The sequence below is a fragment of the Psychromonas sp. psych-6C06 genome (assembly GCF_002835465.1).
Taxonomy (GTDB): domain Bacteria; phylum Pseudomonadota; class Gammaproteobacteria; order Enterobacterales; family Psychromonadaceae; genus Psychromonas.
Window position 1 is genome coordinate 161,405 of sequence record NZ_PIZM01000005.1, and the last position, 13,702, is coordinate 175,106.

At 41.1% G+C, this 13,702-nt stretch carries 12 protein-coding genes; 8 read left to right on the plus strand and 4 right to left on the minus strand.

Annotation, left to right across the window (positions count from 1 at the left end; translation table 11 throughout):
- Positions 1–71: 71 nt before the first annotated feature.
- A complete protein-coding gene (locus CW745_RS08535) occupies positions 72–1,442 on the plus strand; it encodes a VCBS repeat-containing protein (protein WP_101108227.1) in 1,371 nt (456 codons plus the stop codon).
- A 436-nt stretch (positions 1,443–1,878) separates the two neighbouring features.
- Here the strand turns inward: CW745_RS08535 and CW745_RS08540 are convergent, their stop codons facing one another.
- The gene (locus CW745_RS08540) at positions 1,879–2,889 is read right to left on the minus strand and encodes a zinc ABC transporter substrate-binding protein (RefSeq protein ID WP_101108228.1); all 1,011 of its coding nucleotides are present in this window, start codon (positions 2,887–2,889) and stop codon (positions 1,879–1,881) included.
- Between the two features lie 138 nt (positions 2,890–3,027).
- Here CW745_RS08540 and CW745_RS08545 point away from each other — a divergent pair, with 138 nt between their 5' ends.
- The 4 genes from CW745_RS08545 (at position 3,028) to CW745_RS08560 (ending at position 6,723) form a co-directional block, all read left to right on the plus strand.
- Positions 3,028–3,759, plus strand: a complete 732-nt coding sequence (locus CW745_RS08545) for a metal ABC transporter ATP-binding protein (protein WP_101108229.1) — start codon at positions 3,028–3,030, stop codon at positions 3,757–3,759.
- Positions 3,749–4,546: a metal ABC transporter permease gene (locus CW745_RS08550; protein ID WP_101108230.1), complete on the plus strand. Its 798-nt coding sequence runs from the start codon at positions 3,749–3,751 to the stop codon at positions 4,544–4,546. Before CW745_RS08545 ends, CW745_RS08550 begins: the two co-directional genes overlap by 11 nt.
- Positions 4,547–4,616: 70 nt before the next feature.
- Positions 4,617–5,276 (plus strand): DUF1826 domain-containing protein, encoded by a 660-nt coding sequence (locus tag CW745_RS08555; RefSeq protein WP_101108231.1) that lies wholly within the window; start codon positions 4,617–4,619, stop codon positions 5,274–5,276.
- A 112-nt stretch (positions 5,277–5,388) separates the two neighbouring features.
- Positions 5,389–6,723 carry a dihydroorotase gene (locus CW745_RS08560; protein WP_101108232.1) on the plus strand — a complete coding sequence of 445 codons (1,335 nt, stop codon included), beginning with the start codon at positions 5,389–5,391 and terminating at the stop codon, positions 6,721–6,723.
- A gap of 100 nt (positions 6,724–6,823) precedes the next feature.
- Here the strand turns inward: CW745_RS08560 and CW745_RS08565 are convergent, their stop codons facing one another.
- Positions 6,824–7,372 carry a carboxymuconolactone decarboxylase family protein gene (locus CW745_RS08565; protein ID WP_101108233.1) on the minus strand — a complete coding sequence of 183 codons (549 nt, stop codon included), beginning with the start codon at positions 7,370–7,372 and terminating at the stop codon, positions 6,824–6,826.
- A 261-nt stretch (positions 7,373–7,633) separates the two neighbouring features.
- On the opposite strand from CW745_RS08565, the gene CW745_RS08570 reads away from it, so the two are divergent.
- Positions 7,634–8,227, plus strand: coding sequence for a TetR/AcrR family transcriptional regulator (locus CW745_RS08570; RefSeq protein WP_101108234.1), 594 nt, complete (start codon positions 7,634–7,636; stop codon positions 8,225–8,227).
- Between the two features lie 8 nt (positions 8,228–8,235).
- A complete protein-coding gene (locus CW745_RS08575; protein ID WP_101108235.1) occupies positions 8,236–8,940 on the plus strand; it encodes a haloacid dehalogenase type II in 705 nt (234 codons plus the stop codon).
- A 14-nt stretch (positions 8,941–8,954) separates the two neighbouring features.
- On the opposite strand, the gene cydC is transcribed toward CW745_RS08575, so the two are convergent.
- Positions 8,955–10,733, minus strand: coding sequence for a cysteine/glutathione ABC transporter ATP-binding protein/permease CydC (gene cydC, locus CW745_RS08580; RefSeq protein ID WP_101108236.1), 1,779 nt, complete (start codon positions 10,731–10,733; stop codon positions 8,955–8,957).
- Entirely contained in the window at positions 10,730–12,526 is a 1,797-nt protein-coding gene (gene cydD / locus CW745_RS08585; protein ID WP_101108237.1) for a cysteine/glutathione ABC transporter permease/ATP-binding protein CydD, read from the minus strand. Before cydD ends, cydC begins: the two co-directional genes overlap by 4 nt.
- Positions 12,527–13,186: 660 nt before the next feature.
- On the opposite strand from cydD, the gene CW745_RS17000 reads away from it, so the two are divergent.
- A partial coding sequence (locus tag CW745_RS17000; RefSeq protein WP_274521239.1) for a carbohydrate-binding protein occupies positions 13,187–13,702 on the plus strand: 516 nt, incomplete at its 3' end.

Here is a 13,702-nt window from a genome sequence, read left to right on the forward strand (position 1 = left end):
ACTGACTAGCACAAAATGCACCTATTTGTTAAACTCAATATGTTAAAAAAATGTTATATTAAGGATCAAGGATGAATAAACTTACATTGGTTTGTCTAATAACAACATTATCAATCGCTGCATGTGGCGGAAGCGGCGGAAGTAGTGATAGCGCACTAACGCCAACTCCAGAGCCGGCTCCAACGCCAGAAGTTGAGATATCTACTCTGCCAAATGTTACAGGTTTTGATATTGTCAGTGACATTATTAACTTAGATTTAAATCGCGATGGACTAGAAGATTTAGTTTATGTGAGGACTCCAGAAGAGCCATATTATCAAGGTGCTTACTTTCAAGCTTTAATTAATAATGGTGATAGGACATTCACTGATCAAAGTACAACCTATTTCCCTAATTTAACAACTAATTGGAGATGGATTGAAAAAGTTTATCTTGTAGATATTAATGGCGATGGTCATAAAGACATCATCCCACATCTTGATATGGACTTTGAGAGTCCAATGCCACCACTTATTCAAGCCGATGATGGTGTGTTTTCAATGGCTAATGATCAGGTCTTAATTGATAATGCGGGAGCTATGCTTCCCCTTGATGTTGATAAAGATGGTGATATCGATATTATCGTTCGCAAAGTGGCTAACTGGGGAGATGAAACTTTACAACAGCATCAATTACAGCTACTGCTCAACAATAACAATACCAACTTTAGTGATGCAGGCATTGTTTCTACAGATACACGTATGGGGTGGAATAATGCCGCTTTTGTATATTCACCAGTTATTTTAGATATCAACAAAGATAGTTATCCTGACATTATTTATGGTGGTGCAAGGTGGGAGGGGGCTAATTGGGTGGATAAACGAACCTCTATGACCGTTTTCCTTAATAATCAAGATAATACCTATTATGAAAGTACTAACACCGTTTTCTCTGATCCCATTCCTAGTTACACTCTATCCCGTGAATTAGTTAAAGCTGATTTTGATAGCAATGGAGAGGAAGATATTTTAGTCGCCAATACAGGTTATGATGTCGAACCGTGGAATGGAGAAAACAATGGTATTTTATTCAATAATGGTGCCGGTGAGCTAAAAGAGCAACGTGGTTCTATCGAAACTCATGACTATCGTGGTATGACTCACTCGGGTGATGTCGCAGATATCGACGCTGATGGAGATATCGATATTATTTATAATGACATTTTAGGGTTAGATACTACTAATGAAACTAAAATTCGTATCTTAAAAAATGATGGAGCAGGTAATTTTACAAATCAAAATTTCACTTTACCGACTCAATATACAACAGATGGCTCTTGGGGCTCAACTGCGACTTTACTGGTTGATTTAAATAAAGATGGTTACCCTGAAATTGTATTAGGTGGAATGGGGGCAGATGCTGCTAGCTTAATAATCTGGAACGATGGCAGCGGTCACTATTAATTTTAATAACCATGGGACTTAACAGTTCCATGGTTTTCGCGAATAATAAGTAACCTTCAGTAATAAACCACTACCAAATAAATATTATTTCCAACTTATATAAACCAAAACTTTAATGAGAAACGCTTAACAAGACGCTTTATACGTCAATATCTCTCTCGGCTTAATAATGTCATTAATATCTGCATGCGGAGGCTCTGGAAGCGATAATTTCATTTTGATTAATATATGCTTCATTCATAGCAAAAGAATTAAAAAGGTGATCAGTTTTGCTTGCTAAAGTTTACGCTACTTTTACTGTGAGTGTTGAGCGAAGAACAACTCACTGTGGCATCTCACGGCTTGGTCGTTTAAAATTTCCTGTGCAATACAAGATCACTTTTTAAATTCCACTGTTATCAGTTTTTCTTATCAGCTACATAGGCATTAAAAGTGCTTAGCTTTGGCACTGTTGAAGGCTATTAATCATCGCCTGTAACAGTAAACTATATTGATCTTTACCTACCGTAATATCAGCGCCTAGGGGATCCATTGTGCCGATGGTTGCAACGGTTGTGTTTTCAAACACACTGTTCACTAATTCTGGATTGTATTGAGGCTCAGTAAATACGCAGGTCACGCCTAACTCTTTTACTGTCTGACGAATTTCAGATACGCGAGATGGACTAGGTTTAGCTGCGTCAGAAACCGAAATAGCACCAGTTGTTAGCAGTTGAAAGCGTTGCTCAAAATATTGATACGCATCGTGGAATACGATGAATTTAATCCCTTTTAATGATTGTGCTTTTTGCTCTATCTCATCGGTTAACGCATGCAAACGGTTAATTGCTTCTGTTGCATTTTTTTCATAAATAGGTGCATTTTTGCTATCCGCATGTGATAGCGTTTTGGCTATCATTTTTAGCCAAACTTCAGCATTTTTAGGATCTAACCACACATGCGGATCAAAGCCTTCGTGATGATGCGCATGTGCTTCATCATTTATTTCGTGTTTATCACCATGATGTTTATCGTGCTTCTCATCATAAGAGTGATGATCTGCTTCTTGGTGCTCATGTATTTCTTCATCGTGATGTGGGTGTGCTTCAAATGTCGCCCCTTCGCGGAAGTTATGCAGTGTTGTTCCTGCAACCGTCATCATTTCAATTTTAGTCGCGTCGTTTGCCAAGCTAGATAGCGATTTTTCAAGCCAAGGTGTTAAGCCTTCGCCAATCCAAAATACGATATTTGCCTGTGAAAGTACTTTTGCGCCCGAAGGACGTAAATGATATTCGTGAGGAGAGTCTTCAGGTCGAATTAAGAGTGCAGGCTCTCCAACTCCGTCCATGACTTGAGTCACCAGTGAATGGAGTGGCGCAATGTCTACGACGACTTTGGGAACTTGAGCGTGGACTTGTACGGTCATAGCTAAGCCAATAATAATGACCGAGATGGTTTTTCTGAACATGTGTTTCTCCGTTAACAACAAGATATAAAAAATTGGAAAGTATATATTGTTATGTTATAACATTACAATATATAGATGATTCGCAATTTACTTTTATCTCGTACCTTGCCTGCATCACCACTTACGTAGAGAGGATAAATGTTAATTTCATCACATGCATTGTCAGTGCAGTTTGGCAATCATCTTATTTTGGACCAGATCAATCTCTCGGTCAGCCACGGTGAAATAGTGACTATTGTTGGTCCGAATGGCTCCGGTAAATCTACGTTATTAAAAACCTTAATTGGCGCTGTATCACCTTCTAGTGGCTCTCTTTCACGCGCTAAAGATTTAAAAATTGGCTATGTCCCACAACGGTTACATATTGATGAAACCTTACCGATGACGGTATTTCGTTTTTTAACTCTGCCGCTACGACGTTCGAAGAAGGCAATCAACGATGCACTACAAAAAGCGGGGGTGGCGGGGGTTGAAAAACAACAGTTAATATCATTGTCTGGTGGTCAACTTCAGCGTGTCCTTTTAGCGCGAGCACTACTAGAGGAACCAACACTACTGTTATTAGATGAAGCGACTCAAGGGCTGGATCAGCGTGGCATGATTGATTTTTATCAACAGATTGATGCGATTAGAAAAGAAACTGGCTGCGCAGTCATTATGGTCAGTCACGATTTGCATGTCGTGATGCGCCGTGCTGATCGCGTTATTTGCCTTAATGGTAAAATTTGTTGTCAGGGTGTGCCTGAAAAGGTCAGTGCCTCGGCAGAATACAAAGCACTGTTTGGTTTGGATGATGAACAGGTACTCGGTGTATACCGACATTCGGTTCCAGAAAATGGCTTTTTAAGGGAGGCATTAAATGCTGGATGATTTTATATGGCGCGCAGCGCTAGCTGGAGTCGGGGTAACATTAGCAGCTGCTCCTTTAGGCTGTTTTATTGTTTGGCGACGTATGGCCTACTTTGGTGATGCAACTGCGCATGCCTCGATGTTAGGTGTTGCGTTATCTCTTGCGCTTTCTCTGCCTATTTTTCCTGGTGTGTTGTTTATTACGCTTATGATGGCTATTACCGTTTCAACGTTCAGTGGGCGAGGTTACGCAATGGATACATTACTGGGTGTGATGGCACACTCCGCCTTAGCGATAGGGCTGGTGGCCGTCTCGTTTTTGTCTGGTATTCGTTTGGATCTAATGGCCTATCTGTTTGGCGATATTTTAGCGGTGAGCAAAAATGATTTGTTGATTATTTGGGGAGGCACGGCGCTGGTCATTGCCTTGGTTACTCTTCGCTGGTCTGGCTTATTGCTTTCAACACTGAATAAAGATTTAGCCTTGGCAAGTGGCTTCTCTCCTAAACGTGAACAGTTAATTTTAACCATTGCACTCGCAATTGTTGTTGCTGTGGCCATCAAAGTGGTCGGTGTTTTGTTGATTGTGGCAATGCTTATTATTCCAGCTGCCACAGCTCGGCCTTTTAGCCGTACTCCTGAGATGATGGTGATACTTGCCGCTTTGATAGGCAGTAGTTCCAGCTTGATTGGTTTACGTACCTCCTATGTGATGGATACGCCGACAGGCCCAACCATGGTGTGCATCGCTGCCGGCTTATTTATCACATCAAGTATCGTATGGAAAGTTATGAATTGGCGTCAATAAAAGGAGAAGCAGATGGCTAGAATAATAAAGATAGCGACACAGTATTTAAAAATACAGGGAGTAAAGCACAATGAGTTTGGATTTGATGAGCAGGGCTGATGAAACGATTGAGGCGCCAGTGAACGCTATCATGCCAACAATATTGACTGATATTTATCAGCCGCAAAACAATATTTCGATTTGGGAGCGCACGCTACCCACTTCATTAACTGACAATATCGAGCAGATGTTAGTGCAAGATAGCTCAATAGCGATAGTCAAGGTTGTCACACCAGATGATGTTGCAGATTGGATCCAATATAAACTTTCTGGGCATGCCTGTGCAGATGCATTAAGCGAAGATATTGCCTTAATCGTAGAGATGTTTTGTTGCTTGTTTGATTTGCAACAGGTTGGTTTACGACTAACGGCTCTAGACAAAGCAATGTGTCCCAACTTTCATGTTGATCATGTTCCGTGTCGCCTTGTTTCAACTTATGTTGGTGCTTCTACACAGTGGTTAGATAAAGATGATATAGAGCGTGTCGAACAAGATACGACCAGTTTGAAAGTCTCAGGGCCTTGCGTAAGTTTCTCTAATGAAGGGGCCGCAATACAACAAATGCAGCCCGGCGATGTGGCGCTGCTCAAAGGGACTGGGTGGGAAGGCAATGAAAAATCGGGCTTAGTACATCGTTCTCCTGCGCTCGTTAATGAACGACGATTATTACTGACACTCGATATTGTGTAATCACCGAGAAGCACTTAATTACGGTGCCTATTGTCATCATCTGCTAACTTTTTTATTGGCCTGACGTCGAGTTGAGGTTATTCATTTACACCAAAGGATACGCTGAAATATTATGTCCGACACTGTTATTAAAAATGCCCGTATTGTTAACCAAGGCAGTATCATTGATGCTGACCTCCGCATTGTTAAGCAAAGAATTGAGACTATCGCACCAGAGATAGTTATCAAGCCAACTGATCATATTGTAGATGCTCAAGGGGCTTACTTACTGCCTGGAATGATTGATGATCAGGTTCATTTTCGTGAGCCTGGTTTAACCCATAAAGGCTCTATTGCGACAGAGTCTCGAGCTGCTGTTGCGGGTGGCATCACCAGTTATATGGAAATGCCAAATGTAAATCCAGCCACAACAACAATTGAAGCATTAGAGCGTAAGTTTTCTATCGCTAAACAGAGTTCATTAGCGAACTACTCATTTTATCTTGGTGCAACCGCGGATAATCTTGATCAAATCAAATTGCTTGATGCCCATAAACACTGTGGCGTTAAGGTGTTTATGGGGGCGTCGACGGGGGATTTACTGGTTGAAGATCCACAAGCACTAGATGCTATTTTTCGTGATTCTCCTGTCTTAATTGCAACGCATTGTGAAAGCGGGCCTGTCATCGCAAGAAATACAGAGAGAATGCGACAAAAAACAATACCTTTCACTATTGAAGATCATCCCGTGTTACGTGACGATGAAGCTTGTTTTGCATCCTCTTCCTATGCAGTGGCACTTGCAAAAAAACATAATAGCCAATTGCATGTATTGCATATAACAACAGCGAAAGAGCTGGCTTTATTTGAAGCAGGGCCTATTCAACATAAGCACATCACCGCAGAGGCCTGTGTGCATCATCTTTGGTTTACGAATCAAGACTATGCCACCCTTGGGAATAAAATTAAATGTAACCCCTCTATTAAATATCCTGATGATCGCGCAGCGTTACTCAGCGCATTAAACAGTGGGAAAATTGATATTATTGCAACGGATCATGCACCGCATACTTTAGCAGAAAAACAAGTACCTTATGAGCAAGCACCTGCAGGGTTACCTTTGGTGCAACATGCGTTATTAAGTTTATTTGATCATGTTAAACAAGGGAGCATGACTGTCGCTCAAATTGCTGAAAAAACAGCTCATAACCCAGCGATTCGTTATGCCATTAAAGACAGAGGCTTTATCCGTGAAGGTTATTACGCGGACTTGGTGTTAGTGGACAGTAAAAAGCAAACGCTAGTAAGCGATGAAAACAGCCTTTATCATTGCGCTTGGTCCCCATTTTCTGGGCATCCCTTTTCGGCTCAAATAAAAAATACTTGGGTAAACGGACATTTGGTGTATGACAAGGAAACGATCATTGATAAGCAAAGCGCAGCGATGCGTTTGTTATTTGAGCGATAATTAATAACATAAACAACTATTATTCGATTTCGATGAATGAAGTGAAATGGACAGTGGCTATTAAACATTAAAAGTTAATAGCCACTATCAAATGTACGAACTATTTAGTCCATGCAAACGGTGCAAACATCGGATCAACCTCGGTATCAGCAACATGATTGACGTAGTTGCTGATCACTTTTTGTGATAACCCAAGAATAATCTCTAAGACCTGTTGTTGCTTATAACCTGCATCAAAGAATACTTTCATTTGCTCCGCTGAAACATTACCGCGTTCACGTACCATCGCTAAGGTAAAATCATGCAGTGCTTGTAGTTTTGCACTTGGCATCGCTGTTTGATTGCGTAACGCATCAGTTAACAGCGGATCAACCGACATTGAATTCGCGATAGCGGTATGCGCAGGTACACAGTAATGGCACTCATGTTCCACATTAATCGTTTGCCAAACAACGGTTAACTCTTCGGCATTAAATGAGGTCGCAGTGAAGGCTTGATGAAGTTGCTGATAAGCCTTTAATGTTTCAGGTGACTCGGCCATTACCGAGTACAAGCCTGGAATGGCGCCCATTTGCTTAGCGGCTCCCGCTAAAATTTCTTTACTTTGTTGAGGTGCTGTTTCTACGCTATGTCGTTTAAATTCACTCATAATATTTACTCCTAGTAATGTATCGGTTGTTCAGTACGCTTTGTTGATAGAGCAACTATAGAAGTAATTGAACGATCGCTCAAGTGTTATTTTGAACAATCGTTCAATTTCTTTGTTTCGAAATTTATCTGTGTGAGTTGTTTTTAAGAAAAGTGAAAGTGAATGAGCTACATTTGCTATTAACCTTTACCGCTATGCAATTAATAACTATAATTGAACGACTGTTCATTATTTGGGCGATGAGAGAAAATAGGTAGTGATATGGCAAAGACAGCAAAGTTTGTGCGAAACGAGGTGGTTGATAAAGCAACACAACTTTATTGGAAGAAAGGTTTCCATGCGACTTCGATGCGTAATCTCCAAGATGAGATAGATATGCGCCCGGGCAGTATTTATGCAGCCTTTGGCAATAAAGATGGGTTGTTTAAAGAAGCACTAAGAAATTACACGGATATGGGCATTGCACAGTTGCAGCAATATCAGCAGATGCATGGCTCGCCTCTTAAAGCACTTAGTGAATTTGTTAAAGCGCAGGTGATAGATACGCAAGATAGTGCGCCTAACGGTATCTGCATGTTATCGAAAACCATTGCTGAATTAACTGATGATAACCAAGAACTCATTGATATTACGCGAGGGCATTTACGAGAAATCGCTAGCGAATTCGTTAATTTGATTGAAAAATCACAAGAATTAGGTGAATTGGATAATAAGCATAGTGCTGAAGATCTTGCTAACCATTTACAAGTGCAAATCGCAGGTTTACGTACCTTTGCTAAAATCAACAACGATAAAAGCCTGCTAAATAGGATGATCGAGAATATATTTATCCATTATCCTTTTAACGGTCAATAAGGGACGATATGCGACACGCTGTGATTGTATTTGATATTAATGAAACAGTATTAAACCTTGCCCCTTTAAAACCGAAATTTGCACATTACTTTGGTGATAAAAACTATGTCGACACATGGTTTTCAATGTTGCTACATTGTTCGACGGTGTGTGTTATTACCCAAGTAAATACTGATTTTAAAAGCTTAGCTGAGACAGCGTTATATTCTTTGGCTGCGAAATTGAACCTGTCATTAAGTGAACAAGATTGCCAAGATTTACTGAGCACATTAGCAAGTTTACCGGTCCATGAAGATGTTAAACCCTCACTTACTAAACTGCGCAATGCAGGCTTTAAATTGGTCGCATTTTCCAACTCATCAACCACATTACTGACCTCTCAATTGCATAACGCAGGACTCAATAGCTATTTTGATGACGCGATATCGGTACAAAATTCCGGAACATTTAAACCCGCCGCCGATGCCTATCAATTTGTGTTAAAACAGCTAAGGGTCAGTGCAAGTGATGCGTGCTTAGTAGCTTGCCACGATTGGGATATACAAGGGGCACTCAGTGCGGGTTTAAAGGGGGCATTTATTGATCGCGCTAGTATGCGCTATAACCCGGTTTATGCTAAGCCAGATATTTGCGCGACGAGTATGGGAGAAATTGCTGATAAACTTATTACAGTAAACATGGTTAAGCCCATTGAAGTTAGCAATGGGCTTTAATGTATTATTTTAGTTTAACTGAGTTGCTGATAAAGACTGGCGTAATAAGCATCGTTCAACAATAGCTGTTGATGTGTGCCAGAGTCGCGTAATACGCCGTCCTCCATTAAGTAAATTTTATCCATTTTACTCATCGCGGTAAGTCGGTGACTGATCATCAATAGGGTTTTATCTTTGGCAAACTCAAATAAAAGCGCTAAGATTTCTCGCTCTGTGCGTTTATCTAATCCTTCCGTTGGCTCATCAAGCAATAACAGTGGCGCGTTGCGTAATAATACACGTGCAACGCCAATTCTTCGTTGTTCTCCACCTGAAAGTTGACGACCACCTTCACCTATCCAAGCATCTAGTGGGTTACCGCCCTCGGTTAAAGTGTTTAGCCCAACCTTATTTAATATAGCAATAAGTTGCTTATCGTTGTTATCTTGTGCTGCTTTGTTTGCAGCATAATCATTAAACTTAGGTAATTCCGGTTGTGCAATGATTAAGTTATTTCTCAATGTATCGGTGAACAGATAGATACGTTGACTGACGATAGAGATGCCATCGGTTAACGCTTGTTGACTATATTGGCTGATGTCGGTCGCGTCGATTTTAATGCTCCCTGCATTCGCTTGCCATTCTCGCGTCAATAGGGCGAGTAAACTGGATTTACCACAGCCTGTTTGGCCTAATAAAGCCACTTTTTCACCGGCGTGAAGCGATAAATTAACCCCGTTAAGCACCATTTGATTATCATCTTGGTAGGAAAACGTAACCCCTTCAAGGGTGAGTGCGCCTGTTGTGATTTGCTTATTGCTACTGTCGTTAAATACGATATCGGGTGTTTGCTCAACTAATTGGTTGACGCGATTAGCCGCGTTTACACAGGCAGATAGATGCTGAAATGCGCCAGCAATTGGCATTAACATCTCAATGCAAGCAAGCGCCATAAATGCAATTAGGGCTAGCATCGCTCCCGGCGGTTGATGCTCTCCTACGCCAGAGGCTGCCACGTAAAGAATCAAAAATACAATCAAGCCATGTAAGAAAATAAGCATCGCTTGGCTTAGCGCGACCACGTGGTTAATGCGTGCCTGAGCAGCTAAAAGCTGTTTTTCTGTTTGATGTAGTTGGTCACGAAAGCGCGTCTCGGCAGCAAATAATGAGATTTCAGCTAATCCTTGGATATATTCCAGTATTTGTACGCGAAATAAACGTTTACTTTGTAGTTGTTGGATACCAGGTTTTTTCCCCAAGGCATAAAATAACCACGGCATGACTAACCAAATTAACAGTAAGCTCGCTGTCAAAATGAAGGCTAATTGGCTGTCTATCCACGCGACAAAAAAATACAAACCAGCGAGCGTAAGAAGTGAAGCCAGCATCGGCGTAAGCAGTCTTAAATAAAGGTGATCTAAGGTGTCGATATCGGCAACCAGACGATTAAGCAGTTCACCTTGGCGAAACCCCTGCATATTGCTTGCACTGAGTGGTAAGACTTTACGCCAAGCCCAAACACGTAGTTGTGTCAGCAGTTTAAAGGTCGCTTCATGCGTTGATAATCGTTCGCCGTAACGACTTGCTGTGCGCATAATGGATAGGAAGCGTACGCCACCACCGGGGGTGAAATAGTTAAATGCTTGCGCTGTTACTAGCGTTAACCCCGCCACTGCAGAGGCTGAGATAAACCAACCAGAGAGTGATAATAACCCGATTGCAGCCATCAGAGTGACGATGCTTAACAATAGGCCAATCGACATCATTAACCATTGGTGTTTGAAGAGTTTAATAAAAGGTAATAAAGACTTCATTTTGCTACCTCGCTTGACGGGTCACGTTCATCGCGTTGCATCTGTTTAAATAGACCATCTATTTGGTTTAAGGTATCAAAGTTACCCTGTTGAACAATCGTGCCTTTATCGAGTACTAGTATGTTGTCCATTTTTGAAAGCTGATCTAAACGATGCGTTACTATTAAGCAGGAAGCGTTTGCCATTGCGCTGTCTAGGGCGGTTAATACCGATTGCTCGCTATGCCTATCGAGACTAGCGGTAGGCTCATCAAGTAAAAAAAGTGAAGCTTGTTGCCCCAGCGCGCGTGCTAAAGCGATACGTTGTGCTTGCCCGACAGAGAGGCCACTCATCTGCTCTCCGATTGGATGCTCAAGTCCAAGTGACTGCTGATTCACAAAGTCGAGAATTTTTGCCTGTGATAATAATTTCATGACATGATCATCATCCATATTGGGATCCGCCATGGCGACATTATCGCGTATTGTGCCATGGAATAACTGTGGCTCCTGGCCAAGCCAAGCAAGGTGTTTGCGCCAGTTTGCTAAAGAGAGCGATTTTAACTCCATGCCATTAATGGTTAATGAACCTTGATAGGGCAAAAAACCTAATAACCCATTGAGTAAACTACTTTTTCCTGCGCCACTTGGGCCGACAACAGCAATATGTTGACTACTTTCAAGGCTAAAGTCGATCGGTCCAACTAAACAAGTGCCAGAATGGCTATGCACACTGAATGACTTGGCAACTATTTGAATACCAGATTGACTATCAATAGTCAGGTCTGCCTTTATGTTGTTTGAGTTGGCGCTATTGGGAACTTGGTAGTCGAGCAATTTCATTAGCTCTTCAGCCGCACCAATTGCCTGTGCTTTTGCGTGGTAATGCGTGCCCATATCTCGTAATGGTTGATAAAATTCAGGGGCAAGCATTAACACAAACATGCCGACAAATAAGCTAAAACCGTTGTCATAGTCGCCAAAATTAAGGTGGCCTAAAAAACTAAAACCGAAATAGATAGCCAGTAACGCGATAGAAATAGCACCAAAGAACTCTAATACCGCGGAGCTTAAAAATGCGATTCGCAATACGGACATGGTTTTTGAACGAAAAGATTCCGATGCATTTTCTATTGCGATTCCCTCTGCGTTACCACGATTAAAGAGTTTTATGGTTTTTAGCCCTTTTAAGCGATCCATAAAATGACCGCTGAGTTTGGTTAAGGCAGAAAAGTTTTTGCGATTGGCATCTGCCGCGCCCATGCCAACGAGTATCATAAATAATGGAATGAGTGGGGCGGTTCCTAATAAGATAAGGCCAGCAGCCCAATTCAAAGGAAATACCACCATTAAAATGATGATGGGAATAAAAGCTGCTAATAACATCTGTGGTAAATAGCGAGCGTAAAAGTCATGTAGGTTTTCTACCTGCTCTAACACAATGGTTGCCCAACTTCCTGCGGGCTTCCCTTTAATAAAAACGGGACCTAACTCGCTGAGCTTATTAAGTACTGCATTGCGAATATGTAAGCGCAGTTGTTTTCCTGCTTCAAAACTACTTCGCTCTCGTGCATAGGCAAGCATTGCTCTGATAGGAAGCAATGCTAATAGGTAAATAAACTGATCAGTAAAGTTAGCTTTTGGTAAATTAAGAATAATGATTCCGTGCAGAATCGTGGAGATAAGGTAAGCCTGCAAAATAAGGCAGGCACCCGTTAATAACCCCATCAGTACCGTCAAATTAAGGTAGAATCCACACTGTTTTTTTTGCAACTTTAACCATAACGCGAGTTGCTTTTCTAAGGGCTTATCCATCTGTTTCCTATGGTTACTGGTATTTCCGCGAATTTCGGCGTTAAATCATCTACCAATAACCCGTTATTGCGACGATAATTTGCCTTGAACTACGCAAAACTAACGGCACTGTATTATAAAAGTAGCAACATCATGATTTTAAACGCCATAACGCTTCCATTAACCAGAATTGAGGTTATTTAGGTGATAAGTATCTCAGCCTTAACTGGTGAAAGAAACATACAAATACCAAAATAGTTATAAATTACATCACTGATTTGTAAATTGTTTTTTGATGTGTTTTGTTACCTTACTAAAGTTCAGTTTAGTAAGTCACTTTAGCAGTAAATAGAGTGCGCTAAATTTATTTATTCACTGCTGTAAAAACAGACAAAGATCGCTTTTTTATAACTTTAATTCCTCAATTATGACAAACAAACTTGAATTACTGCTGTGAAACTGTATTGTTGAGTTGTTAATTTCATATTTTATTAAGCACAGGAAGTGTTTTTAATTAACAATCAAATAAACTATCGGAATCAAGGAAGATATTGATAGCGTAATTTACTTATTTAAGTTGTACCTTAAGCAAATTACCCCTCTCTATTTTATGAATCTAAGTTGTTTGACTTCCTTTGCTTGATCGAATGTACTCTTTAATTTTGATCAAGGAAGATATAAATGTTTACATTTACTCCAACAAAAAAAGCAGTATCAATTGCTTTATTTACAGCGGGTGTGTTTGCGAGCTCTTCAGCACTAGCTGCTACTGAGTTTGTTCCTGGTAAAACAAAGGTTGCTAATGGCGATGTTGTTTCATACCAAGGTGAGTGTTATGAAGCTCAAAACAGTCCTGGTACATGGGAAACGCCAAGTGCCGCTGCTACATGGTTCTGGACTTCAACTTCATGTGGTGATGTTGAGCCTACTGCAACGCCAGTTCCTACTGCAACACCTGCTCCAACTGCTACTCCAACAGGTTCTCCTGAACCGACTGCAACACCAACACCAGTTGTTGGTTCAGGTTGGGATGCTAAAGGCATTTACAATACGGGTGATGAAGTAACACATAATGGTAATACTTACGTTGCTGCTTGGTGGACTCAAGGTCAAGAGCCTGGTACTACTGGTGAATGGGGCGTTTGGAAGCTTCAAGGTGGTTCTGTTGTAACTCCTGCACCGACTGCTACTCCAGCA